Source organism: Inquilinus sp. Marseille-Q2685 (assembly GCF_916619195.1).
Taxonomy (GTDB): Bacteria; Pseudomonadota; Alphaproteobacteria; order DSM-16000; family Inquilinaceae; genus Inquilinus.
Genome location: NZ_CAKAKL010000006.1, coordinates 319034 through 341266 on the forward strand (window position 1 = coordinate 319034; position 22233 = coordinate 341266).

The window sequence follows — 22233 nt, forward strand, 5'->3', positions numbered from 1 at the left end:
CTCCTCTGCTCAGCCGTTGACCAGGAGATAGCGCTTCACCTTCGTCGCGTCGGCGTCGCACATCACCTTGGTGCCCTGGTTCCGCTCCTTCGCCGCCTTGGTCTTGGTCAGCAGGCGGTGGCGGCGGTAGGCCGAGTTGTAGCGGACCTTGCCGGAGGCGGTCAGCCGGAAGCGCTTCTTGGCGCTCGAATGGGTCTTCATCTTGGGCATTTTCGGTCCTTCCGAAGGAAGACGGTGAATGGGTGGTTGGGCATGCCCCGGGGATCGGACCCCGGCCTCGCCACCCGAACGGAGCGCGCGTTATAACGGCACGGGCGCGCGTTGACAAGCGCCGCATAAACTGGGCTTAGTCGCCTCCTTCCCGCAACCACGAGACTCTGACCGAGACTCACTCTCAGCGAGCCTGTCCATGATTCCCGCTGTCATGCCGACCTATGCGCGTGCCGACCTCGCCTTCGAGCGGGGCGAAGGGGCGTATCTGTTCGGGACGGACGGGCGACGATACCTGGACTTCGCGGCGGGCATCGCGGTCGTGGCGCTGGGCCACTGCCACCCGCATCTGGTGAAGACGCTGCAGGAGCAGGGCGCGAAGCTCTGGCACACCTCGAACCTGTACCGGATCCCGGAGGGCGAGCGCCTGGCCCAGCGACTGGTCGACGCCACCTTCGCCGACACGGTGTTCTTCACCAATTCCGGAGCCGAGGCCTGGGAGGGCGCCACCAAGCTGGTGCGCAAGTATCACTATACCCGCGGCAACCCGAAGCGCTGGCGGATCATCACCGTCACCAGCTCGTTCCACGGCCGCACCCTGGCCGCGATCTCGGCCGCCAAGGGCGAGAAGCTGATCAAGGGCTTCGGCCCGCTGGTCGAGGGCTTCGACCAGGTGGCCTGGGGCAACATGAACGAGCTGCGCGCGGCGATCACCGACGAGACCGCAGCGATCTGCATCGAGCCGATCATCGGCGAGGGCGGCATCAAGGCGGCAACGCCGGAGTATCTGCGCGAGCTGCGCCGCGTCTGTGACGAGTTCGGCCTGCTGCTGTTCTTCGACGAGATCCAGTGCGGCTACGGCCGGACCGGCAGGTTCTTCGCCCATGAATGGGCTGGGATCACGCCGGACGTGATGTGCGTCGCCAAGGGCATCGGCGGCGGCTTCCCGCTCGGCGCCTTCCTGGCCACCGAGGAGGCGGCCTGCGGCATGACCCCGGGCACGCACGGGTCGACCTATGCCGGCAACCCACTGGCGACCGCGATCGGCAACGCCGTGCTCGACATCGTCCTGGCCGACGGCTTCTTCGAGCAGGTGGAGCGCGCCGGCCGGCAGCTGAAGGCCGAGCTGGAGGCGCTGGTCGCCCGCCACCCGACGGTGCTGGAGGAGGTGCGCGGCACCGGGTTGATGCTGGGGCTGAAATGCGTGGAGCCGAGCGACCAGATGGTGCCCGAGCTGCGCGCCGCCGGCCTGCTGACCGTCGGCGCCGGCGAGAACGTCATCCGCATCCTGCCGCCGCTGACCATCGGCGCGGCCGAGATCGCCGAGGCGGTCTCGATCCTCGACCAGGTGTGCGCCGCCCGGGCGAAGGCGGTGGCGAATGGCTGACGTGCGGCATTTCACCGACCTGCATCACCTGTCCAAGAGCGACCTGCGGCAGATCATCGACCGGTCGATCGAGCTGAAGCGCACCGACCCGCGCGGCGAGCGGTCGAAGCCGCTGGCCGGCCGCACCCTGGCGCTGATCTTCGAGAAGCCGTCGACCCGCACCCGCGTCTCCTTCGAGGTCGGGATGCGCCAGCTGGGCGGCGAGGTGGTGATGCTGACCGGCACCGAGATCCAGCTCGGCCGCGGCGAGACCATCGGCGACACCGCCCGGGTGCTGTCGCGCTATGTCGACGCCATCATGCTGCGCACCTCGGACGAGGACCGGCTGCGCGAGATGGCCGAGAACGCGACGGTGCCGGTGATCAACGGCCTGACCGACGAGACCCATCCGTGCCAGCTGATGGCCGATGTGATGACCTTCGAGGAGAAGCGCGGGCCGATCGCCGGGCGCGTCGCCGCCTGGTCAGGTGACGGCAACAACGTCGCCCGCTCCTGGATCCGCGCCGCCGGCATGTTTGATTTCGAGCTGCGCCTGGCCTGCCCGGACGAGCTGTCGCCGCCGGCCGACCTGATCCAGTGGGCGCATCGCGAAGGCGCCCGCGTCTCGGTCGGCACCGACCCGGAGACGACGGTGCGCGGCGCCGACCTGGTGGTCACCGACACCTGGGTGTCGATGGGCGACAAGGACGCGCCGTCGCGCCACAACCTGCTGCGGCCCTACCAGGTCGACGAACGGCTGATGGCGCAGGCCAAGCCCGACGCCCTGTTCATGCACTGCCTGCCGGCCCATCGCGGCGAGGAGGTGACGGACGGGGTGATCGACGGCCCGCAATCGGTGGTCTGGGACGAGGCGGAGAACCGCCTGCACGCCCAGAAGGGCATCCTCTTGTGGTGCCTGGGGGCCCTGGAGGCGAAGTGACGATGGCGGTACAGACCGGGGGGGACGACCTCGTCCTCCCCTTCCAGATCGAGGCGTCGGGGCTGCGCGGCCGGCTGGTCCGGTTCGGGCCGCTGCTCGACGACATCCTCGGCCGCCATGCTTACCCCGAGCCGGTTGCCCATCTGCTGGCCGAGACGGTGGTGCTGACCGCCCTCCTGGCCAGCGCCCTGAAATACGAAGGCGTCTTCACCCTGCAGGCCAAGGGCGACGGGCCGGTGCAGCTGGTGGTGGCCGACGTCACCAGCGACGGCGCGGTCCGCGCCAACGCCATGTTCGACGAGTCCCGCCTGGCCGGCACCGGCACCACGGTGCCGGCGCTGCTGGGCAAGGGTTATCTGGCCTTCACCGTCGACCAGGGCGAGAACACCGAGCGCTACCAGGGCATCGTCGAGCTGTCGGGCGAGACGCTGTGGGAATGCGCCCAGCATTATTTCCGGCAGTCCGAGCAGCTGCAGGCCGGGCTGCGCTCCGCCGTGCGGCATGGCGAGGCTGGCTGGCGCGGCGGCGGCATCATGCTGCAACGGCTGCCCGACCCCGAGAAGCAGGTGCCGACCGACCGCGAGGACGACTGGCGCCGCGCCATGGTGCTGCTCGGCTCCGCCACCGACGACGAGCTGACCCAGCCGGCCCTGTCCGGCGAGGCGCTGCTGTACCGCCTCTATAACGAGGACGGCGTCCGGGTCTTCCCGCCCCAGCCGATGCGCTTCTCCTGCCGCTGCTCGCGCGAGAGGGTGGCGTCGATGTTGAAGTCGATGCCGAAGGCGGAGATCGAAGCCCTGGCCGTCGACGGCCGGGTCGAGGTCGCCTGCGAGTTCTGCAACACCCGATACGATTTCGACCGGGACCAGCTCGCGGCGCTGTACGCGGCCTGATCCATCCGGAGGATCCGATGATGCACCCGACCCGTCGCAGCCTCCTTGCCGGCGCCGCCCTTCTGCTGCTCGCCGCCTGCGGCGGGCCGGAGCTGGCCAGCGTGGCGCCGGTCAGCTTCGCCGGCCGCCAGCCGATCCGGCTGAACCTCGCCCGCATCGACACCGTCGACCGCTCGGTGCCGGCGGCAACGCAGTCGGTGCAGAGCCCGGCGGCGGCGATCCGCGGCTGGGCTGCCGCCCGCCTGCAGGCCGGCGGCCGCGCCGGCGCCGGGCAGCTGATCATCCAGGAGGCCAGCCTGACCCGGGAGCAGCTGGCGACCCAGGGCGGGCTGACCTCGATCTTCAACGACCAGCCCTCGCAGAGGCTGACCCTGCGGCTGGCGGCCCGTCTGGAGGTCGGCCCGGTCGGCAGCTACACCGGCGGCTACACCGATGTCCGGGTCGAGCGGTCGACCACCGTGACCGACGGCTCCAGCGTCGCCGACCAGACCCGCGCCGAGGCCGGCCTGCTGCAGGACGGGATGAACGAGTTCGACCGGCAGTTCGAGGCCAATATCCGGCAGTATCTGGCGCCTCTCGTCCTGCCGTAGCGGTGATCGCCCGGCCCGGTTCCGTCACCGCCCCGGGCCGCCCCGAGGCCGGCCGGAACGGACCCCGGCTCCACCCGATTTTCTTTTCGTCCCGCTCTGTGGCACAAGGCGGGATATGAGTTGTTCATAGCGGGTGTCCCGAGTTTCAGAGAAGGCATTCATGTCTGAGCCCGTCAAGGTCGCCGTCTTCCCCGTCGCAGGCCTCGGTACCCGGTCGCTGCCCGCCACCAAGGCGGTGCCGAAGGAGATGCTCTGCGTCGTCGACAAGCCCGTGCTGCAATATGCCGTCGAAGAGGCCAAAGCCGCCGGGATCGAGGAGTTCGTCTTCGTCTCCAGCCGCGGCAAGACCGCGCTGGAGGACCATTTCGACGAGAACGCCGAGCTCTACGCCACGCTGGAAGCCCGCAAGAAGGCGGAGCAGCTGAAGGCCGCGCGCGACGCCGAGCTGCCGCCCGGCCAGTTCAGCTTCGTCCGCCAGGCCCAGCCGCTGGGCCTCGGCCACGCCGTATGGTGCGCCCGCCACCTGGTCGGCAACCGGCCTTTCGCCGTGCTGCTGCCGGACGAGATCTTCAAGTGCCGGACCCCGCTGCTGGCGCAGATGGTGCAGGCCTACGGCGCCCATGGCGGCAACCTGATCGCGGTGCGCGAGGTGCCGAAGGAGCTGACCTCGCGCTACGGCATCCTCGCCATCGGCCAGGACGACGGCACGGTGGCCGAGGTCACCGGCTTGGTCGAGAAGCCGAAGCCGGAGGACGCCCCGTCCGACCTCTCGGTCGTCGGCCGCTACATCCTGCAGCCGGAGGTGTTCAGCCATCTCGACCGGCAGGAGCGCGGCGCGGGCGGCGAGATCCAGCTGACCGACGCGATGGCCCGGCTGATCGGCAGCCAGCCCTTCCACGGCGTTCGCTTCGAGGGCGACCGCTTCGATTGCGGCGACAAGGTCGGCTTCATCGCCGCCAACCTGGCCTACGGGCTGGACCGGCCGGACCTGTCCGCCGCGCTGCGCGAGGCCGTCGCCCGCTATCTGTGACCCGGCCGGCTGAGGTCAGCCGGCGGAACTAGGGAGATGGTGCGCCCATGCGCATCGCGATGATCGGAAGCGGCTATGTCGGTCTCGTCTCCGGCGCCTGCTTCTCGGAGTTCGGCCACGACGTCGTCTGCGTCGACAAGGATGCCGGCCGGATCGAGCAGCTGAAGCGCAGCGAGATGCCGATCTATGAGCCGGGCCTCGATGTGCTGGTGGCGAAGAACGCGGCCGCCGGCCGCCTGTCCTTCACCACCGATCTGGCGGCGGCGGTCGACGGCGTCGATGCGGTGTTCATCGCCGTCGGCACGCCGAGCCGGCACGGCAACGGCCATGCCGACCTGTCCTCTGTCTTCGCCGCGGCCGAGGAGATCGCCCGGGCGCTGACCGGCTACGCCGTCGTCGTCACCAAGTCGACGGTGCCGGTCGGTACCGGCCGCAAGGTCGCCGAGGCGATCCGCAGGGCCCGGCCGGACGCCGATTTCGACATCGCCTCCAACCCCGAGTTCCTGCGCGAGGGCTCGGCGATCGGCGACTTCATGCTGCCGGACCGCGTGATCATCGGCGCCGAAAGCGAGCGCGCCGGCAAGGTCCTGTCCGACGTCTACCGGCCGCTGTACCTGATCGAGCGGCCGATCGTGACCACGGCACTGGAGACGGCGGAGCTGATCAAATACGCCGCCAACAGCTTCCTGGCGATGAAGGTGACCTTCATCAACGAGGTCGCCAACCTGTGCGAGCAGGTCGGCGCCAACGTCCATGACGTCGCCCGCTCGCTCGGCCTGGACAACCGCATCGGGCCGAAGTTCCTGCATCCCGGCCCGGGCTATGGCGGTTCCTGCTTCCCCAAGGACACGGCGGCCTTCGTTCAGAACGCACGCGAGGCCGGGGCGCCGCAGCGCCTGATCGAGACCGTCATCGAGGTCAACGACGCCCGCAAGATCGAGATGGCGGAGCGGGTGATCGCCGCCTTCGGCGGCAGCGTCGCCGGCAAGACCATCGCCGTGCTGGGCCTCGCCTTCAAGCAGAACACCGACGACATGCGCGACGCCCCGAGCCTGACGGTGGTGCCGGCGCTGCAGAAGGCCGGGGCCCGGATCCGCGCCTACGACCCGGCGGCGATGAAGGAGGCGCGCAAGCTGCTGAGCGACATCGACTACGCGACCGGCGCCTATGAGGCGCTGCGCGGCGCCGATGGCGTGGTGGTGCTGACCGAATGGAACGAGTTCCGCGCCCTCGACCCGGCGCGGATGGTCACGCTGATGGGTGGCCCGGTCTTCGTCGACCTGCGCAACGTCTACAAGCCGGCCGACATGCAGGCGGCCGGCTTCCGCTATCACAGCATCGGCCGCCCGATCCCGGGCTCGGCCGGCTGAAACTCTTCAAGGACCGTCCCCCGATCATGACCCACAGCTTCCATCCCACCGTCCTGCGCGAATACGACATCCGCGGCGTCATCGGAAAGACGCTGAACGCCGCCGATTACCGGGCGGTGGGCGCGGCCTTCGGCACCATCGTCAAGCGCAAGGGCGGCCGGCAGGTGGTGGTCGGCTATGACGGCCGGCTGAGCTCGGTGGAGCTGGAGGCGGCGCTGGTCCAGGGCCTGGCCTCGACCGGGCTCGAGGTCGTGCGGGTCGGGCTGGGGCCGACGCCGATGCTGTACTTCGCCCAGAAGCACCTGGACGCCGATGCCGGGGTGATGGTCACCGGGTCGCACAACCCGCCCGACTACAACGGCATCAAGATGGTGCTGCGCTCGGGCGCGGTCTATGGCGACCAGATCCTGGAGATCGGCCGCATCGCCGCCGCCGGCGACCTGGAGACGGGCGACGGCAAGGTCAGCGATCTCGACCTGCGCGACCTCTATGTCGAGCGGCTGCGGCGCGACTATGACGGCACCCGCGACCTGACCGTGGTCTGGGACAACGGCAACGGCGCCGCCGGCGAGGTGCTGCGGCGCCTGACCGCGACGCTGCCGGGCAAGCACATCCTGCTGTTCGACGAGATCGACGGCCGCTTCCCGAACCATCATCCGGACCCGACCATCCCGGACAACCTGGTGGCGCTGCAGGCCAAGGTGGCCGAGGTCGGGGCCGACCTGGGCATCGCCTTCGACGGCGACGCCGACCGCATCGGCGCGATCGACGGCCAGGGCCGGATCATCCCGGGCGACATGCTGGTGGCGGTCTACGCCATCGACGTGCTGCCGCGGCACCCCGGCGGCACCGTGATCGCCGACGTCAAGACCAGCAAGACCGTGTTCGACGCGATCGCGAAGCTGGGCGGCAATCCCCTGATGTGGAAGACCGGCCATTCCCTGATCAAGGCGAAGATGGCCGAGGTGAAGTCGCCGCTGGCCGGCGAGATGTCGGGCCACATCTTCTTCGCCGACAAGTGGTACGGCTTCGACGACGCTCTCTATTGCGGCGTGCGTCTGGTGGCCCAGGTCAGCCGCAGCGGCGGCACGCTGGCGGCGCTACGCGACACCTTCCCCAGCACCGTCTCGACCCCCGAGGTGCGGTTCCAGGTCGACGAGAGCCGGAAGTTCGCGGTGATCGACGAGGTGATGGCCCGGCTGCGCCAGGCCGGCGCCGATGTGAACGACATCGACGGCGCCCGGGTGACCACGCCGGACGGCTGGTGGCTCTTGCGCGCCTCGAACACCCAGGACGTGCTGGTGGCCCGCGCCGAGAGCGGCGACGAGGCCGGGCTGGCGCGGCTGAAGGCCCAGATCGTCGACCAGCTGAAGCAGAGCGGCCTGGCCGAGCCCAGCTTCACCGCCTCGGCGCATTGAGTCTCCGCGCAGCCGGGTTCACTGAGGGTGAACCCGGCCCTGCCTGCTATGCCGTCCGCGGTCGCGGCGCGCCCAGGATATGGCGCCAAAGCGTCCCGCGGAGATAGCGGTGGCAGACGACGAAATAGGCGATCATCAGCGCAAACAGCACGAAGGCGGGAAAGCCGTGCAGCTGGAAGCCGTTGTCGGTCAACTGGCCCGTCAGCCATCCGATGAGATAGCCAAGTCCGAAAAACACTGTAAAGAAATCAAGAATATACGCGAGGACGACCCTCCACGTGGCCGGCTTCCGGTCTTCGCTCATTGCGTAGTCCCCCTCCGCAGCGCCCCCTATCCAATCCCCCTGAGCCTTGCCATGGCCAGGGCGTCGACATAGGCGCCGTCGCGATAGGCGTAGGCGCGCATCACGCCTTCCTCGACGAAGCCGAATTTGCAGTAGAGGGCCAGGGCCGGCGCGTTGTCGGTCCAGACCGTCAGCTCCAGCCGTTTCAGGTCCAGCCAGTTGTCGGCGGCGTCGATCAGCGCAGCCATCAGCGCGGTGCCGACGCCGCCGCCGGCGAAGTCGTCATGCACGCCCATGCCGATCACGGCGGCATGGGCCCGGCGGCCCTTGCCGCGGTGCAGCCCGGCATCGCCGATGATCCGGCCATCCGCCTCGGCGACGATGTGCACGTCGTCCGGCGACCGGTCGGCCAGCCATTTCCGCACGGCCTCCATGGACGGGAAAGGCGGGCGCAGCGTGCCCCAGCGGAAACGCGGCTGGCTGTGCAGTTCGGTTATGCCGCCCGCGTCCTCGATCCGGCTTGCCCGCAGCGTGACGGCGGGCGCCTCTGTCACGCCTCCTCCTCGCCGCGGGCGATCGCCACGGCGCGGCGGGCGCGGGCGGTGACTGCGGCCCAGTCGCCGGCCGCCACCTCGGACTTGCCGGCGATCCAGGTGCCGCCGACCACCGCGACGTTCGGCAGCGCCAGATAGGCCCGCAGGTTGGATTCGCGGACGCCGCCGGTCGGGCAGAAGCGCATGCCGGCGAAGGGGCCGGCCAGGGCCGACAGCGCCGACTGCCCGCCGTAGATCTCGGCCGGGAAGAACTTGAGCACGCCGTAGCCGAGGTCGCGCGCGGCCATGATCTCCGACGGCGTCACCGCGCCTGGCAGGAACGGAAAGCCCTCCGCCGCCCGCGCCAGATCCGGGGTCAGGCCGGGGCTGACGCCGAACACGGCGCCGGCGCGGCGCGAGGCGTCGAGGTCGGCCGGGTTCAGCACCGTGCCGGCGCCGACGATCGCCTCCGGCACCTCCGCCGCCATGGCGGCGATGACGTCGATCGCGGCCTTGGTGCGCAGCGTCACCTCCAGCACCGGCAGGCCGCCCTCGACCAGGGCACGGGCCAGCGGCACCGCCGCCTCCACCGTCTCGACGGTCAGCACGGGGATGATCGGGGCGCGGGCGATGATGGCGTCGACGGTCATGACAGGTCTCGATCGGTCAGGTGTGAAGGGCCGGGCGTTCGGGTTGCGCCGGCACCTTAGCAAATTGTGGATGACAGATGAGAGTCATCCGCCTCGGATCAGGCAGGGCCGCCCGCAAAATCCGGCATGGCGTCGCGCGGCACCACCGCGCCGCGATGGCCGATCACCGCTGCGGCCAGACGATGGCCGCGCAGGGCCGAGGCCGCCGGGTCCAGCCCGGCGAAGCGGCCGGCCAGGTAGCCGGCGTTGAAGCTGTCGCCGGCCGCGGTGGTGTCGACCGGCGTCACCACCTGCGGCACCGGCACATGCGTCACGCCTTCGGCCGTGGCGATGTGGCAGCCTTCGCCGCCGCATTTCACCGCGATCTCGCCGACGCCATAGCCGCGCAGCCGGGCGATGGTCGCCTGCGGGTCAGCGTCGCCGAACAGCGCCTGCTCGTCGTCGAAGGTCGGCAGGGCATGGGTGGCGAGCGCCAGGAACCGGGCGAACACGGCCTGGGCCTTGGCCTTGTCGGGCCAGCCGCGCGGCCGGTAGTTGCCGTCGAAGACGATGCGCGCGCCCTTCGCCTTGGCCGCCGACAGCGCCGCGTGGAAGGTGTCGCGGCCGCCATCGCTGTAGAGCGACAGGGTGATGCCGGAGAAATAGAGCAGGCCGTAGCCGGCCAGCGTCTGGGCCAGTTCGCCAGCACCTGGCAACTCGAAGACCTCCCGCGCGGGCGCCCGGTCGCGCCAGTAGTGGAAGGTCCGCTCGCCCCGATCGTCGGTGCGGATCATGTAGAGTCCGGGCACCCGGCCGGGCAGGCGCGGCACCAGCCCGGTCCCCACCCCTTCCGCCTGCCAACGGGCCAGCATCTCGTCGCTGTACGGATCGTCGCCCAGCGCGGTGACGTAGTCGACCGCGACGCCCTGGCGGGCCAGGTACACCGCGGTGTTCAGCGTGTCCCCGCCGCTGGAGAGCTGGGCGTCGCCGCCCGGCTTCACCGCGATCTCGATCATGCACTCGCCGATCGATGCCACCCGCATTACCACAACCCCTTCCCGGCTCGCAGCCGGTCCCGGGTCAGGGCGTCGGCGCGTCGGCGCGAATCAAGCTTTCGGATTTCAGATCCGACCACAGCCCGGCGGGAATGGGGTAGCGGAAATTCTCGACGTTGCGCGTGACCTGGTCGGGCGACAGCGCGCCCGGGATCACCGAGGCGACGCTGGGATGGCCGAGCGGGAACTGCAGCGCCGCCGCCGCCAGCGGCACGTTATGCGCGGCGCAGACCCGCTCGATCTTGCGGCAGCGCTCCAGCTCCTCCGGCGTCGCGTCGCGATAGTTGTACTTGGCGCCCGCGACCGGCCCGGTGGCGAGGAGGCCGGAGGCGAAGACGCCGCCGATGACGATGCCGGCGCCGTGCCGCTGGCACAGCGGGAACTCCTCCGCCAGCGGCTCCTGGTCCATCAGCGTGTAGGGCATCGCCACCAGGAAGGCGTCGAGATCGGCGGCGTCGAGCAGCCGCGGGATCATGCCCATGACGTTGATGCCGGCGCCGACCGCGCCGACCACGCCGGAGGATTTCAGCTGCTCCAGCGCCCGCCAGCCGGAGGCGGAGAGCCGGTCGAGATGGGCCCGCACCCGGGCGTCGGTCTTGTGGTGCGGCAGGTCGAGGTCGTGGATCAGCAGCAGGTCGATCCGCGGCAGGGTCAGCCGCATCCAGATCTGCTCCACCGCCCGCATGATGCCGTCATAGCCGTAGTCGAAGACGACGTCGAAGGGCAGGCCGCCGGCCCATTTCTCGGAGTGGAAGGTCTCCGGGTCGGGCGACGGCTTGAGCCAGCGCCCGACCTTGGTGGAGACGCGGAAGTCGCCGCGCGGCTGGCCGTGCAGGAAGCTGCCCAGCCGGTGCTCGGCCAGGCCCAGCCCATACCAGGGGGCGGTGTCGAAATAGCGGATGCCGGCGTCCCAGGCCGCCTGCAGCGTCGCATGGGCCTGCGGCTCCGGCACCTTGACGAAGAGCTCGCCGAGCGCCGCCGTACCGAAGCCGAGCGTGGTCACCTCGACATCGGTGCGCCCCAGGCGTCGGGTATCGATCGGCATCGGCGGAGCTCCTGTCGGGTGCTTATTGAGAATCGGCGGCGCCGGAGGCCTCGACGATCGGGGCCCATTTCGCCAGCTCCGACGTCACGTGCTTGGCCAGCTCGTCCGGGCTGGAGCCGACGACGCTGGCGCTGAGCTCGGCCAGGCGCGGCTGCAGCGCCGGGTCCTTCACCGCCTTGACCGCCGCGGCGTTCAGCCGGTCGACCACCGCCTGCGGCGTGCCGGCCGGGGCGAACAGCGCGTTCCAGGTGTAGGTCTCGTAGCCCGGCACTCCCGCCTCCTCCATCGTCGGCAGGTCGGGGAAGCTGGGCGAGCGGGTCTTGGTGGTGATCGCCAGCGGCCGCAGGGTCCCGGCCTTGATGAAGGAGGTGGAGGACGGCAGGTTGTCGAACATGATCGGCACCTGGCCCGCCACCACGTCGTTCAGCGCCGGCCCGGCGCCGCGATAGGGGACGTGCACCATGTCGACGCCGGCGAGGCTCTTGAACAGCTCGCCCGACAGGTGCAGCGGCGTGCCGATGCCGGAGGAGGCGTAGCTGTACTCGCCCGGCTTGGACTTCAGCAGCGCGATCAGCTCCTGCACCGACTTCACCGGCAGCTCGGGGTTCACCTCGAGCACGTTCGGCACCAGCACCAGCAGCGACACCGGCGCGAAATCCTTCACCGGGTCGTAGGGCATCTGCTTCATGACCGCGGGGTTCAGCGCATGGGTCGCGATCGTGCCCATCAGGATGGTGTAGCCGTCCGGATCGGCCTTGGCGACGGCGTCGGCGCCGATGTTGCCGCCGGCGCCGGCCTTGTTCTCGACGATCACGGTCTGGCCGAGATCCTCGGTCATCTTCTCGGCGATGATGCGGGCGATCAGGTCGGTCGAGCCGCCGGCCGCGAACGGCACCACCAGCGTCACCGGCCGGGACGGGAAGGCATCGGCCGCCGAGGCCATGCCGGCCGGCAGCGCGAAGCAGGCCGTCAGGCCCGCGAGCAGAACGGTTCGTCGGAACAGGCCGTGCAGCTTGGTCATGCGTCTCCCCCTGGGTCGGTCAAGCGATGATGTGATTGTTATGGTCCGGGCGCGGCGCAGGGCAGCGCCCGGTGGGCCGGAATTGTCGCGGAGGAATGCGGCGCTGGCAACCCGCGCCGCCCGCCCCGGTCAGGCCGGGGCATCCGCGGCGATGGCCGTCTCCGGGCTCGCCGCCTCCAGCTCGCGGGCGCTCTGGTTCATGATGAACTGCATCGCCTTGCGCGCCGCCCGGGCGTCGCCGGCGGCGATGCCCTCATAGACCGCGCGATGGTCGCCGACCGCCAGCGGGAAGGCCCGGTTGCGCCGCGCCTGGGCCTGGAAGCTCATGGTCAGCAGCGGCCCGAGGATGGTGCTCAGCCGCTCGATCAGCGCGTTGCGGCTGGCGGCGAAAACGGCGAGGTGGAAGCGGACATCGGCGCGGTAGAAGGCGTTCGGATCCTCCCCGGCCCTCTCCATCTCGTCGAGCGCCTCCTGGATCAGCGCCCGGTCCTCGGGCTGCGACCGGCGGGCCGCCAGCTCCGCCGCCGCCGGCTCGATCGCCCAGCGCAGCTCGACCAGGTCGCGGCGGAAGCTCGGGATCAGCGCCTCGGGCGAATGCCAGCCGAGGATGTCGGGGTCCAGCAGGTTCCAGGCCTCGCGCGGCCGTACCCGGGTGCCGGAGCGGCGCCGCGGCTCGACCAGACCCTTGGCGGCCAGCACCTTCACCGCCTCGCGGATAGCGGAGCGGCTGGCGCCGTATGTCTCGGCCAGTTCGCCTTCGCTCGGCAATGTGTCTCCGGGAGGGATCTGCCCGGTGACGATCCGGGCTCCGATATCGTGGACCACCCGGCCGTGCAGGCCGGCGGAAGGATAACCGTTTTTCTTCATGCCGCGGTCTTCGACCTTCTTTGGATCCTGGGCCATTGTCGCCGAAATCTCCCGCGTTGCAATGATTTGACAAAAATAAGGGGAGGTCAGCGCCCCCCCGACACGTCGATCGTGGTCGCCGTCATGTACGAAGCGGCGTCGGACAAGAGGAACAGCACGGCCTCGGCGATCTCCTCCGGCCGGCCGATGCGGCCGATCGGGATGGTCGGCGCGACAGCGCCGAGCACCGATTTGCCGCCGACATGATCGTCGTTGATGTCGGTGTCGGTCAGGCCGGGACGCAGGCCGACGACGCGGATGCCGTCGGCCGACACCTCGCGCGCCAGGCCGGTGGTGAAGGAATCGACCGCCCCCTTGGACGAGGCGTAGGCGACCTCCTGCGGCAGCCCGCCGTGCCGCGCCGCGACCGAGGAGATGTTGACGATCACGCCGCCCGGCCCGCCCCGGCGCCGCGACATCCGGCGGATCGCCTCGCGGCTGCAGTAGAACATGCTGAAGACGTTGGTGGCGTAGAGCGCCGCCAGCCCCTGCGGGTCGTCCATCCCGTCGACCCGGGTCACCGGGCCGATCACCCCGGCGTTGTTGACCAGGGCCGTGACCGGGCCGAGCGCCCGGTCGATGTCCGCGAACATCGTCGCCACCGCGGCGCTGTCGCCGACATCGGCGGCGAAGGCAGCGGCCTCGCCGCCCGCCGCCGCGATCTCCGTCACCAGCGCCTCCGCCGCCGCGCGCGACCGGCCGTAATTGACCGCGACGCGCCAGCCCCGGGCCGCGCCCAGCCGGGCGATGGCGGCGCCGATTCCCCGTCCGGCGCCGGTGACGAGCAGCACCCCGGCCATGGCATCCTCCGCTTGTCCGACGAATGAACGTAGCAGAGGATAAAAGCCCTACCAATGGAGTGCGCGATGGCAATCGATCGCCATTCTGCCGCCGGGGTCCTGGCCGGCCACCGGCTGCGGCCCGGCGCCTTCCCCGGCCTGCCGGAGGCGCTGCGCCCGCCGGACCTCGCCGCCGCGCGCCGGCTGCAGGATGCGGTGCATGAGCGACTGTCGGCCCGGCTGGGGCCGCGGGCCGGCTGGAAGATCGGCTGCACCACCCCGGTGATGCCGCGTTTTCTCGGCATCCCGGAGCCCTGCGAGGGCGGCATCTTCCAGGCGAATGTCCAGGAGAGCCCCGGCCGTTTCCCGGCGGCAGCGCATCCCCGGGTCGGCGTCGAATGCGAGATCGCGGTCCGCATCGGCCGCGACCTGCCGCCGGGTGAGCACGGCCGCGACGCGCTGGAAGCGGCGGTGGAATCGGTGCTGCCAGCGATCGAGGTGGTCGACGACCGCTATGCCGATTTCGCCGCTTTGGGCGCGCCGACTTTGCTGGCCGACGACTTCTTCCAGGCCGGCTGCGTGCTGGGACCGCCGGTCGCGGACTGGCGCAGCCTGGATCTGGCCGCCCTGTCCGGCCGCATGTGGGTCGACGGCGCCGAGGCCGGACACGGCCATGGCCGCGACGTGCTGGGCCATCCGCTGAACGCCCTGGCCTGGTTGGCCGGGACCCTGGCCCGTCGCGGCCGGGGCTTGGTCGCCGGCGAGATCGTGCTGCTGGGCAGCCTGGTGCAGACCCAATGGCCCGGCCCCGGCGCCCGAATCGCGATCGAGATCGAGGCGCTGGGCCGGGTGGAGGTGGAGACCTAGAAGGTCACCGCCCCAGCAGGGCCGCGGCGCAGGCGTCGAGGATGGCGTCGGCGTCGATCCCGTATTTGCGGTAGAGCTGCGGGATGGTGCCGGACTGGCCGAAATGCTCGACGCCCAGCGGCTTGACCCGGTGGCCGTGCACGCCGCCGAGCCAGGACAGGGTCGCCGGATGTCCGTCCAGCACCGTGACCAGCGCCGCGTCCGACGCCAGCGGCGCCAGCAGCTGCCGGGCCAGGCAGGGCTCGACCGCATGGCCGGCGCGCACCGCCGCCAGCTCGGCATGCCAGCCGGCATTCAGCCGGTCGGCCGAGGTCACCGCCAGCAGGCCGGCGCCAGGGATGTCCTCCAGCACCTGCTCGAAAGCGGCGATCGCCTCCGGCGCCACGGCCCCGGTATAGGCGATGGCCAGCGACGCGCCGGGCGCCGGCTGGCGCAGCCAGTAGCCGCCGGCGATGATGGCCTGGCGCAAATCCTCGGTCATGTCGCGCCGGGGCTGCTCCAGCGGCCGGGTCGACAGACGGAGGTAGACCGAGCCGCCGTCATGGTCGCGCACCCAGTCGCTGGCCTTCGGGTCCGACGTGTCGCGCTGCATGTAGTCGAAGCCCCAGGCCATGATCGCCGCCAGCTCGTCGACATAGGCGGGCTCGAAGCTGGCCAGGCCGTCCTGGGCCATGCCGATCAAGGGCGTGCCGATCGACTGGTGCGCCCCGCCTTCCGGCGCCAGGGTCAGGCCGGACGGCGTCGCCACCAGCATGAAGCGGGCATCCTGGTAGCAGGCGTAGTTCAGCGCATCGAGGCCGCGGGCGATGAACGGGTCGTACAGGGTGCCGACCGGCAGCAGCCGCTCGCCGAACAGCGAATGGGTCAGGCCCAGCGCGGCGAGGTTGATGAACAGGTTGTTCTCGGCGATGCCCAGCTCGACATGCTGGCCGTCCGGCGACATGCCCCAGCGCTGGGCCGAGACCACCTTCTGCTCCTTGAACACGTCGGCGCGGACATGCCGGTCGAAGATGCCACGGCGGTTCACCCAGCCGCCGAGATTGGTCGAGACGGTGACGTCGGGCGAGGTGGTGACCACGCGCTCGGCCAGCGCATCCTCGCGCTTGGCCAGCTCGCCCATGATCCGGCCGAAGCCCTCCTGGGTCGACATGGTCTCGGCCAGGGCGACGTCGAGCGCGGCCGGCACCGGGATGCGGGCGGCGGTGTAGCGCCGGCGCCCCTCGGCCGCGAAGGGCACGGCGGCGAGGAAGGCGCGCAGCTCGTCGGCCAGGTCGTCGATGCCGGCGAAGGGTTCCCACTCCCGCCCCTCGGGCACGCCCTGGCCGGCCTGGAAGGCGGCCATCTGCTCCGGGTTCATCAGCCCGGCATGGTTGTCCTTGTGCCCGGCGAAGGGCAGGCCGAAGCCCTTGATGGTGTAGGCGATGAACACCGTCGGCACGTCGTCGGCGATGCCGTGGAACGCCGCCAGCACCGTGTCCATGTCGTGGCCGGCGAGGTTGGTCATCAGCGCGGCCAGGGCGTCGTCGTCATGGTCGGCCAGCAGCTCGGGGATGCCCGCCTCGCCGCCGATATCGGCCAGCAGCTGGCGGCGCCAGGACGCCCCGCCCTGATAGACCAGGGCGGAGTAGAGCGGGTTCGGGCATTCGTCGATCCAGCGCCGCAGCGCCTCGCCGCCCGGGCGGCGGAACGCGGCCTCCAGCAGCCGGCCGTATTTCAGCGTCACCACCCGCCAGCCCATGTTCTCGAACAGCTTGTCGATGCGGGCGAACAGGCGCTCGGTGACGATCGAATCCAGGCTCTGGCGGTTGTAGTCGATCACCCACCAGACGTTGCGGACGTCGTGCTTCCAGCCCTCCAGCAGGGCCTCGTAGATGTTGCCTTCATCGAGCTCGGCGTCGCCCAGCAGGGCCACCATGCGGCCGCCGGCCTTGGCCCCGCGGCCCCACTCCTTGAGCGCGACATAGTCCTGGGCGATCGAGGCGAACAGCGTCATGGCGACGCCGAGCCCGACCGAGCCGGTGGAGAAGTCGACGTCGTCGGCATCCTTGGTCCGCGACGGGTAGGACTGGGCCCCGCCGAGCGAGCGGAAATTCTCGAGATTCTCGCGCGTCTGCTGGCCCAGCAGGTACTGGATGGCGTGGAACACCGGGCTGGCATGCGGCTTCACAGCCACCCGGTCCTGCGGCCGCAGCACGTCGAGATAGAGCGCGGTCATCAGCGTGACCAGCGAGGCCGACGAGGCCTGGTGGCCGCCGACCTTCAGCCCGTCCGGGTTGGGCCGGAGATGATTGGCGTTGTGGATCGTCCAGGCGGACAGCCAGAGGATCTTCTTCTCCAGCGCCTTGAGCAGGCGCAGCCGGTCCGCCGCCGCCGCGCCTTCGGTCTCGATGCGTGCGTCCCGCGTCCTGCGACCAACCGTCCCCATCGCCCGACACCCTCGCCCTGCTGCGGATCAGCCCTTACGCTAAGGAGCACGTCAGTGAACCGGACGCAACGGCGGCGCGCTCCCACCGGCGCGACGCCGGCCGACGGAATCCCGCCGCCCCGCCGTGCAGGAGGCGAAGGGGGCCGATCGTCCGAGAGCGGAGACGGAGAACCATGTCTCTCGTCGAGGCGGCCATCGCCGCCAATCGATTCGGGTTTGGCGCCCGGCCGGGACAGCTCGAGACCCTTGCCGACAACCCCTGGGACTGGCTGCGGGCGCAGATCCGCCAGCCCGTGGCGCCGGCGGGCGACATGCCGATGACCCGGGCCGCGCTGGACGTCCTGATCGCGGTCCAGTCGGCGCCCGACGAGGAGAGCCGCAAGCCGCCCCAGGAGGAGGCCCGGGCGCTGCGCGACCGTGACCGTGCGGCGCATATCCAGTCGGCGATCGCCAGCGACACACCGTTCCGCGAACGGCTGGTCAAGTTCTGGACCAACCACTTCACCGTCGCCTACGCCCAGACCTATGTCATGCCCTTCGCCGGCGCCTATGAGGCCGAGGCGATCCGCCCCTTCGCGACCGGCAGGTTCCGCGACCTGCTGGGCGCGGTGGTGCATCACCCGGCGATGCTGTTCTATCTCGACAATGTCCGCTCGATCGGCCCGAACTCGAAATACGGGCAGAAGGCCGGCGTCGGGCTGAACGAGAATCTGGGGCGGGAGCTGATGGAGCTGCACACGCTGGGCGTCGACGGCGGCTACACCCAGGCCGACGTGCGGGCCCTGGCGATGATCCTGACCGGCTGGACGCCCGGCCGGGCCAAGGACCCGCCCGGCACCGTCTTCGCCTTCCGCCCGACCGGCCACGAGCCCGGGCCGAAGACCTTCCTGGGCAGGACCTACCCCGAGGCCGGCGAGGCCGAGGGCGAGGCGGCGCTGGACGCCCTGGCCGCGCATCCGTCGACCGCCCGGCACATCGCCACGCAGCTGGCCCGCCACTTCATCGCCGACGACCCGCCGCAGGACGCAGTCGACCGGCTGGCCAAGACCTTCCGCGATACCGGCGGCGACCTGGCCGCGGTGTCCGAGGCGCTGATCGACAGCCCGGAGGCTTGGCGGCCGGAACGGCGCAAGTTCAAGTCGCCGCTCGACCTCGTGGTCTCGGCCGCGCGCGGCTTCGACCTCGCCGAGGCCGGGCCGGCCGCGGTGAACTGGGCCCGCCGGCTGGGGCAGAAGATCTATGACGCGCCGTCGCCGCAGGGCTGGCCGGACCGGGAATCGGACTGGCTGGCGCCGGAGCTGGTGATGGAGCGGATCGAATGGAGCTATCAGGTGATCCCGCGCCTCGTCGCCGACCAGTCGCCCCTGCCCTTCGCCGAGGCGCTGCTGGGCCCGACCCTGTCGGAGCAGACCAGGGACGTGCTGCGCGGCGCGCCGAGCCAGCGCGAGGGCATGGCCCTGGCGCTGCTGAGCCCCGAATTCCAGAGGAGGTGAGAGGATGGACCTGACCCGACGCCATCTTCTCGGCGGAATGGCAGCCACGGCCGCGGCGACGGTGCTGCCGGCTCGGCTGCTGCTGGCCAAGGCGCCGATCCAGCAGCGCTTCGTCCTGATCATCCTGCGCGGCGCGCTGGACGGGCTGGCGGCGATGCCGCCCTATGCCGACCCGGAGCTGCGCGCGCTGCGCGGCGCCCTGCTGCCGCCCGACCCCGGCCGGGACGGCGGCATGGTCGACCTGGACGGGCGCTTCGCCCTGCATCCCGGCCTGGCGCCGCTGAAGGACTGGTACGCCGAGGGCAGCTTCCTGCCGCTGCACGCCGTGGCCTCGCCCTATCGCGACCGGTCGCATTTCGACGGCCAGGACCTGCTGGAGACCGGGGCCGCGCGGCTGGACGGTACCCGCGACGGCTGGCTGAATCGCACGCTGGGCCTGATCGGCGCCACCGACCGGCGCTTCGGCATCGCCTTCGCCGAGGAGGTCCCGCTGGTGCTGCGCGGCGCCACGCCGGTCACCTCCTGGCTGCCGGACAAGCCGGCCGGGCTGCCGCCCGGCTTCCCAGACTTGGTCGCCCGGCTGTACGACCGCGACCTGGCGCTGCACGCGGCCTATGCCGCCGGCCTGGACACCACCGCCTTCGGCCGGCAGATCCAGGGCATGGTGCAATCCGCCTCCGCGGCGGGCCCGGCCACGCCGGCCCAGGGCGCGATGGCCGGCAACGCCATGGCCGGGGCCGCGGCGGGCGCCGACCTGCAGCTGGCCGAGGCCGCCGGCCGGTTCCTGGCCGATCCCGGCGGCTCGCGCATCGCGGTGATGGAGCTGTATGGCTGGGACACCCATGTGCAGCAGGTGAAGCGGCTGGACCGGCTGCTCGCCGGCTATGCCGCGACGCTGCAGGCGCTGCGCCGCGGGCTCGGCGACGCCTGGGGGCAGACCGCGATCCTGACGGTGACGGAGTTCGGCCGCACTGCCGCGGCCAACGGCTCCGGCGGCACCGACCACGGCACCGGCTCGGTCGCCTTCCTGGCCGGCGGCGCGGTGCATGGCGGCCGGGTGCTGGCCGACTGGCCGGGACTGGCGCAGGACAGGCTGTACCAGGGCCGCGACTTGGCCCCGACCACGGATCTGCGCGCCGTGGTCAAGGGCGTGTTCCGCGACCATCTCGGCCTGCCGGGAGACGCGCTGGACCGCGTCGTCTTCCCCGGCAGCGTCGAGGCGGCACCGATGCGGGAGCTGGTCAGGCGGGCCTGACAGGACCGCCCGGCCAGCCCGGCAACCGCCCGTCAGGTGTCGAGCTTGCCCAGCCCGATGCTGGCGAGCAGCACGCTGCCGTCATTGGTCAGCGCCCATTTGCCCTGCCGCTCCTCGATCAGGCCGCGGGCCTGCAGGGCCAGGCGGACATGGTCGGCGACGCCGGGCTCGTGGCGGTGGATGCGCCCCAGCGCGTCCTTCTCGTCGGCGGACAGGTCATCGGGTCGAAGCTGCGGCATGGTCCCCTCCTCGGTTCGCCGCGCCGGCGGGCTGCCGTCGCGTTCTCGCACAATGCCCGGCGACCCGATCCGGGTCCGCCGGCCGCGGACCCGGCAGGCCCGGGCCTTACACGGCGCCCTTGCGGGCTCCGCGATTCACGGCACTGGCCACGGCCTTGAGCGAGGCCATGACGATGTTGCTGTCGATGCCGACGCCGAACAGCGTCCTGCCGCCGACCCGCGCCTCGACATAGGTCGCGGCGCTGGAGTCGGAACCGCTGCGCAGCGCGTGCTCGCGATAGTCGACGATGTCGACATCCGCCCCGATCTCGCGCCGCAGCGCGTCGACGAAGGCGTTGAGCGGGCCGTTGCCCTCGCCCTTGATCGTCTTCTCCACCCCGTCGATCTTCACCTGCGCCTCGATGTGGCGCTCGCCGCGGCCGGTCGGCAGGGTGGTGTGGCCGACCACCTCGACCCGGCCGGGGGCCAGGTACTCCTGCTCGAACTCCTGCCAGATCACCTTGGACGAGATCTCCTTGCCGGTCTCGTCGGCCAGCTTCTGGATCACCTGGCTGAACTCCACCTGCAGCTTGCGCGGCAAATCGAGGCCGTGATCGGTCAGCAGGAGATAGGCGACGCCCCCCTTGCCGGACTGGCTGTTGACCCGGATCACGGCCTCGTAGCTGCAGCCGATGTCCTGCGGGTCGATCGGCAGGTACGGCACCTCCCACAGCCCGCTGTTGCTCTTCTCCATGGCCGCGAAGCCCTTCTTGATCGCGTCCTGGTGCGAGCCGGAGAAGGCGGTGAACACCAGCTCGCCGCCATAGGGGTGGCGCGGATGCACCGGCAGCTGGTTGCAGTATTCGACGGTGCGGACGATCTCGCCGACATCGTGCAGGTCGAGCTCGGGGTCGACGCCCTGGGTGAACATGTTCAGCCCCAGCGTGACGATGTCGACATTGCCGGTGCGCTCGCCATTGCCGAACAACGTGCCCTCGACCCGGTCGGCGCCGGCCATCAGCGCCAGCTCGGTCGCGGCGATACCGGTGCCGCGGTCGTTGTGCGGATGCACCGACAGCACGAAGCTGTCGCGCCGGGCGAAGTTGCGGTGGCACCACTCGATCTGGTCGGCATAGACGTTCGGCGTCGCCATCTCGACCGTCGCCGGCAGGTTCAGGATCGCCTTCCTCTCTGGCGTCGGCTGCCAGACGTCGAGCACCGCGCCGCAGATGTCGCGGGCATAGTCCAGCTCGGTGCCGGTGAAGCTCTCGGGCGAGTACTGGAACACGATCTCGGTCTCCGGCACCGTCGGCACCAGATCCTTGATCAGCTTGGTGCCGCGCACCGCGATCTCGGTGATGCCGTCGCGGTCGAGGCCGAACACCACCCGGCGCTGCAGCGTCGAGGTCGAGTTGTAGAGATGGACGATCGCCCGCTTGGCGCCGCGGATGGCGTCGAAGGTGCGGCGGATCAGCTCCTCCCGCGACTGGGTCAGCACCTGGATGGTGACGCCGTCGGGGATGAGATCGTTATCGATCAGGTGGCGGACGAAGTCGAAATCGGTCTGCGAGGCGGCGGGGAAGCCGACCTCGATCTCCTTGAAGCCCATGCGGACCAGGAGGTCCCACATCCGCTGCTTGCGGTCGGTGCCCATCGGCTCGATCAGGGCCTGGTTGCCGTCGCGCAGGTCGACCGAGCACCAGACCGGGGCGCGGTCGATGACGCGGTTCGGCCATTGCCGGTCGGTCAGCGCCACGGTCTGCACCGGGCGGTACTTCTCGATCGGCATTCCGGATTTGGGTTGCATCACGGACATCGGATTTCTCTCTCGCACCGGCCGGCGGGCGGCCGGACATATGAGGATAGGGCGAATTGACGACGGGCGCATGACACGGATGCGCGAAGAC

22 protein-coding genes are annotated in these 22233 nt (G+C 70.7%); 10 read left to right on the top strand and 12 right to left on the bottom strand.

Annotation, left to right across the window (positions count from 1 at the left end; translation table 11 throughout):
• Positions 1 to 9: 9 nt before the first annotated feature.
• Positions 10 to 210, bottom strand: a complete 201-nt coding sequence (gene rpmI, locus LG391_RS25425; RefSeq protein WP_034836893.1) for a 50S ribosomal protein L35 — start codon at positions 208 to 210, stop codon at positions 10 to 12.
• A gap of 199 nt (positions 211 to 409) precedes the next feature.
• On the opposite strand from rpmI, the gene LG391_RS25430 reads away from it, so the two are divergent.
• From LG391_RS25430 to pgmG, 7 genes are all read left to right on the top strand, one after another.
• Complete coding sequence (locus LG391_RS25430; protein WP_225770844.1) at positions 410 to 1597, top strand: aspartate aminotransferase family protein; 1188 nt, start codon at positions 410 to 412, stop codon at positions 1595 to 1597.
• A complete protein-coding gene (gene argF / locus LG391_RS25435) occupies positions 1590 to 2516 on the top strand; it encodes an ornithine carbamoyltransferase (protein WP_225770845.1) in 927 nt (308 codons plus the stop codon). Before LG391_RS25430 ends, argF begins: the two co-directional genes overlap by 8 nt.
• Before the next feature lie 2 nt (positions 2517 to 2518).
• The gene (locus LG391_RS25440; protein ID WP_225770846.1) at positions 2519 to 3409 is read left to right on the top strand and encodes an Hsp33 family molecular chaperone HslO; all 891 of its coding nucleotides are present in this window, start codon (positions 2519 to 2521) and stop codon (positions 3407 to 3409) included.
• Positions 3410 to 3426: 17 nt separating this feature from the next.
• A complete protein-coding gene (locus LG391_RS25445) occupies positions 3427 to 3999 on the top strand; it encodes a hypothetical protein (protein ID WP_225770847.1) in 573 nt (190 codons plus the stop codon).
• A 160-nt stretch (positions 4000 to 4159) separates the two neighbouring features.
• A complete protein-coding gene (galU, locus tag LG391_RS25450) occupies positions 4160 to 5029 on the top strand; it encodes a UTP--glucose-1-phosphate uridylyltransferase GalU (RefSeq protein ID WP_225770848.1) in 870 nt (289 codons plus the stop codon).
• Positions 5030 to 5076: 47 nt separating this feature from the next.
• Positions 5077 to 6399, top strand: a complete 1323-nt coding sequence (locus LG391_RS25455) for a UDP-glucose/GDP-mannose dehydrogenase family protein (protein WP_225770849.1) — start codon at positions 5077 to 5079, stop codon at positions 6397 to 6399.
• 26 nt (positions 6400 to 6425) lie between these two features.
• Positions 6426 to 7817 carry a phosphoglucomutase/phosphomannomutase PgmG gene (gene pgmG / locus LG391_RS25460; RefSeq protein ID WP_225770850.1) on the top strand — a complete coding sequence of 464 codons (1392 nt, stop codon included), beginning with the start codon at positions 6426 to 6428 and terminating at the stop codon, positions 7815 to 7817.
• Between the two features lie 46 nt (positions 7818 to 7863).
• Here the strand turns inward: pgmG and LG391_RS25465 are convergent, their stop codons facing one another.
• From LG391_RS25465 to LG391_RS25500, 8 genes are all read right to left on the bottom strand, one after another.
• On the bottom strand, positions 7864 to 8121 hold the full coding sequence (locus tag LG391_RS25465; protein WP_225770851.1) for a hypothetical protein: 258 nt from the start codon (positions 8119 to 8121) through the stop codon (positions 7864 to 7866).
• A gap of 26 nt (positions 8122 to 8147) precedes the next feature.
• On the bottom strand, positions 8148 to 8654 hold the full coding sequence (locus tag LG391_RS25470; RefSeq protein ID WP_225770852.1) for a GNAT family N-acetyltransferase: 507 nt from the start codon (positions 8652 to 8654) through the stop codon (positions 8148 to 8150).
• Positions 8651 to 9283: a bifunctional 4-hydroxy-2-oxoglutarate aldolase/2-dehydro-3-deoxy-phosphogluconate aldolase gene (gene eda / locus LG391_RS25475; RefSeq protein ID WP_225770853.1), complete on the bottom strand. Its 633-nt coding sequence runs from the start codon at positions 9281 to 9283 to the stop codon at positions 8651 to 8653. The genes LG391_RS25470 and eda overlap by 4 nt, the downstream gene beginning before the upstream one ends.
• 98 nt (positions 9284 to 9381) lie before the next feature.
• Positions 9382 to 10305, bottom strand: a complete 924-nt coding sequence (locus tag LG391_RS25480; RefSeq protein WP_225770854.1) for a sugar kinase — start codon at positions 10303 to 10305, stop codon at positions 9382 to 9384.
• A 37-nt stretch (positions 10306 to 10342) separates the two neighbouring features.
• Positions 10343 to 11362, bottom strand: coding sequence for an aldo/keto reductase (locus LG391_RS25485; protein WP_225770855.1), 1020 nt, complete (start codon positions 11360 to 11362; stop codon positions 10343 to 10345).
• Positions 11363 to 11384: 22 nt separating this feature from the next.
• Complete coding sequence (locus tag LG391_RS25490; protein ID WP_225770856.1) at positions 11385 to 12383, bottom strand: tripartite tricarboxylate transporter substrate binding protein; 999 nt, start codon at positions 12381 to 12383, stop codon at positions 11385 to 11387.
• 129 nt (positions 12384 to 12512) lie between these two features.
• Entirely contained in the window at positions 12513 to 13250 is a 738-nt protein-coding gene (locus tag LG391_RS25495; protein WP_225770857.1) for a FadR/GntR family transcriptional regulator, read from the bottom strand.
• Positions 13251 to 13336: 86 nt separating this feature from the next.
• Entirely contained in the window at positions 13337 to 14089 is a 753-nt protein-coding gene (locus tag LG391_RS25500; RefSeq protein WP_225770858.1) for an SDR family oxidoreductase, read from the bottom strand.
• A 66-nt stretch (positions 14090 to 14155) separates the two neighbouring features.
• Between LG391_RS25500 and LG391_RS25505 the strand changes: the two genes are divergently transcribed.
• On the top strand, positions 14156 to 14935 hold the full coding sequence (locus LG391_RS25505) for a 2-keto-4-pentenoate hydratase (protein WP_225770859.1): 780 nt from the start codon (positions 14156 to 14158) through the stop codon (positions 14933 to 14935).
• Positions 14936 to 14939: 4 nt separating this feature from the next.
• Here the strand turns inward: LG391_RS25505 and LG391_RS25510 are convergent, their stop codons facing one another.
• Positions 14940 to 17360, bottom strand: a complete 2421-nt coding sequence (locus tag LG391_RS25510) for a 1-deoxy-D-xylulose-5-phosphate synthase N-terminal domain-containing protein (RefSeq protein ID WP_225770860.1) — start codon at positions 17358 to 17360, stop codon at positions 14940 to 14942.
• 173 nt (positions 17361 to 17533) lie between these two features.
• On the opposite strand from LG391_RS25510, the gene LG391_RS25515 reads away from it, so the two are divergent.
• Both LG391_RS25515 and LG391_RS25520 read left to right on the top strand, forming a co-directional pair.
• Positions 17534 to 18853 carry a DUF1800 family protein gene (locus LG391_RS25515; protein WP_225770861.1) on the top strand — a complete coding sequence of 440 codons (1320 nt, stop codon included), beginning with the start codon at positions 17534 to 17536 and terminating at the stop codon, positions 18851 to 18853.
• 4 nt (positions 18854 to 18857) lie between these two features.
• The gene (locus LG391_RS25520; RefSeq protein ID WP_225770862.1) at positions 18858 to 20108 is read left to right on the top strand and encodes a DUF1501 domain-containing protein; all 1251 of its coding nucleotides are present in this window, start codon (positions 18858 to 18860) and stop codon (positions 20106 to 20108) included.
• Between the two features lie 32 nt (positions 20109 to 20140).
• Here LG391_RS25520 and LG391_RS25525 read toward each other — a convergent pair whose 3' ends face one another.
• Both LG391_RS25525 and leuA read right to left on the bottom strand, forming a co-directional pair.
• Positions 20141 to 20347 carry a hypothetical protein gene (locus LG391_RS25525; RefSeq protein ID WP_225770863.1) on the bottom strand — a complete coding sequence of 69 codons (207 nt, stop codon included), beginning with the start codon at positions 20345 to 20347 and terminating at the stop codon, positions 20141 to 20143.
• A 106-nt stretch (positions 20348 to 20453) separates the two neighbouring features.
• Positions 20454 to 22142 carry a 2-isopropylmalate synthase gene (gene leuA / locus LG391_RS25530; protein ID WP_374200780.1) on the bottom strand — a complete coding sequence of 563 codons (1689 nt, stop codon included), beginning with the start codon at positions 22140 to 22142 and terminating at the stop codon, positions 20454 to 20456.
• Between the last annotated feature and the right edge of the window lie 91 nt (positions 22143 to 22233).

Bases quoted from the DNA above. Each gene is read 5' to 3' on its own strand.
- rpmI (WP_034836893.1), bottom strand. From the start codon at position 210: ATGCCCAAGATGAAGACCCATTCGAGCGCCAAGAAGCGCTTCCGGCTG.
- LG391_RS25430 (WP_225770844.1), top strand. From the start codon at position 410: ATGATTCCCGCTGTCATGCCGACCTATGCGCGTGCCGACCTCGCCTTC.
- argF (WP_225770845.1), top strand. From the start codon at position 1,590: ATGGCTGACGTGCGGCATTTCACCGACCTGCATCACCTGTCCAAGAGC.
- LG391_RS25440 (WP_225770846.1), top strand. From the start codon at position 2,519: ATGGCGGTACAGACCGGGGGGGACGACCTCGTCCTCCCCTTCCAGATC.
- LG391_RS25445 (WP_225770847.1), top strand. From the start codon at position 3,427: ATGATGCACCCGACCCGTCGCAGCCTCCTTGCCGGCGCCGCCCTTCTG.
- galU (WP_225770848.1), top strand. From the start codon at position 4,160: ATGTCTGAGCCCGTCAAGGTCGCCGTCTTCCCCGTCGCAGGCCTCGGT.
- LG391_RS25455 (WP_225770849.1), top strand. From the start codon at position 5,077: ATGCGCATCGCGATGATCGGAAGCGGCTATGTCGGTCTCGTCTCCGGC.
- pgmG (WP_225770850.1), top strand. From the start codon at position 6,426: ATGACCCACAGCTTCCATCCCACCGTCCTGCGCGAATACGACATCCGC.
- LG391_RS25465 (WP_225770851.1), bottom strand. From the start codon at position 8,121: ATGAGCGAAGACCGGAAGCCGGCCACGTGGAGGGTCGTCCTCGCGTAT.
- eda (WP_225770853.1), bottom strand. From the start codon at position 9,283: ATGACCGTCGACGCCATCATCGCCCGCGCCCCGATCATCCCCGTGCTG.
- LG391_RS25480 (WP_225770854.1), bottom strand. From the start codon at position 10,305: ATGCGGGTGGCATCGATCGGCGAGTGCATGATCGAGATCGCGGTGAAG.
- LG391_RS25485 (WP_225770855.1), bottom strand. From the start codon at position 11,362: ATGCCGATCGATACCCGACGCCTGGGGCGCACCGATGTCGAGGTGACC.
- LG391_RS25490 (WP_225770856.1), bottom strand. From the start codon at position 12,383: ATGACCAAGCTGCACGGCCTGTTCCGACGAACCGTTCTGCTCGCGGGC.
- LG391_RS25495 (WP_225770857.1), bottom strand. From the start codon at position 13,250: ATGAAGAAAAACGGTTATCCTTCCGCCGGCCTGCACGGCCGGGTGGTC.
- LG391_RS25500 (WP_225770858.1), bottom strand. From the start codon at position 14,089: ATGGCCGGGGTGCTGCTCGTCACCGGCGCCGGACGGGGAATCGGCGCC.
- LG391_RS25505 (WP_225770859.1), top strand. From the start codon at position 14,156: ATGGCAATCGATCGCCATTCTGCCGCCGGGGTCCTGGCCGGCCACCGG.
- LG391_RS25510 (WP_225770860.1), bottom strand. From the start codon at position 17,360: ATGGGGACGGTTGGTCGCAGGACGCGGGACGCACGCATCGAGACCGAA.
- LG391_RS25515 (WP_225770861.1), top strand. From the start codon at position 17,534: ATGTCTCTCGTCGAGGCGGCCATCGCCGCCAATCGATTCGGGTTTGGC.
- LG391_RS25520 (WP_225770862.1), top strand. From the start codon at position 18,858: ATGGACCTGACCCGACGCCATCTTCTCGGCGGAATGGCAGCCACGGCC.
- LG391_RS25525 (WP_225770863.1), bottom strand. From the start codon at position 20,347: ATGCCGCAGCTTCGACCCGATGACCTGTCCGCCGACGAGAAGGACGCG.
- leuA (WP_374200780.1), bottom strand. From the start codon at position 22,142: ATGTCCGTGATGCAACCCAAATCCGGAATGCCGATCGAGAAGTACCGC.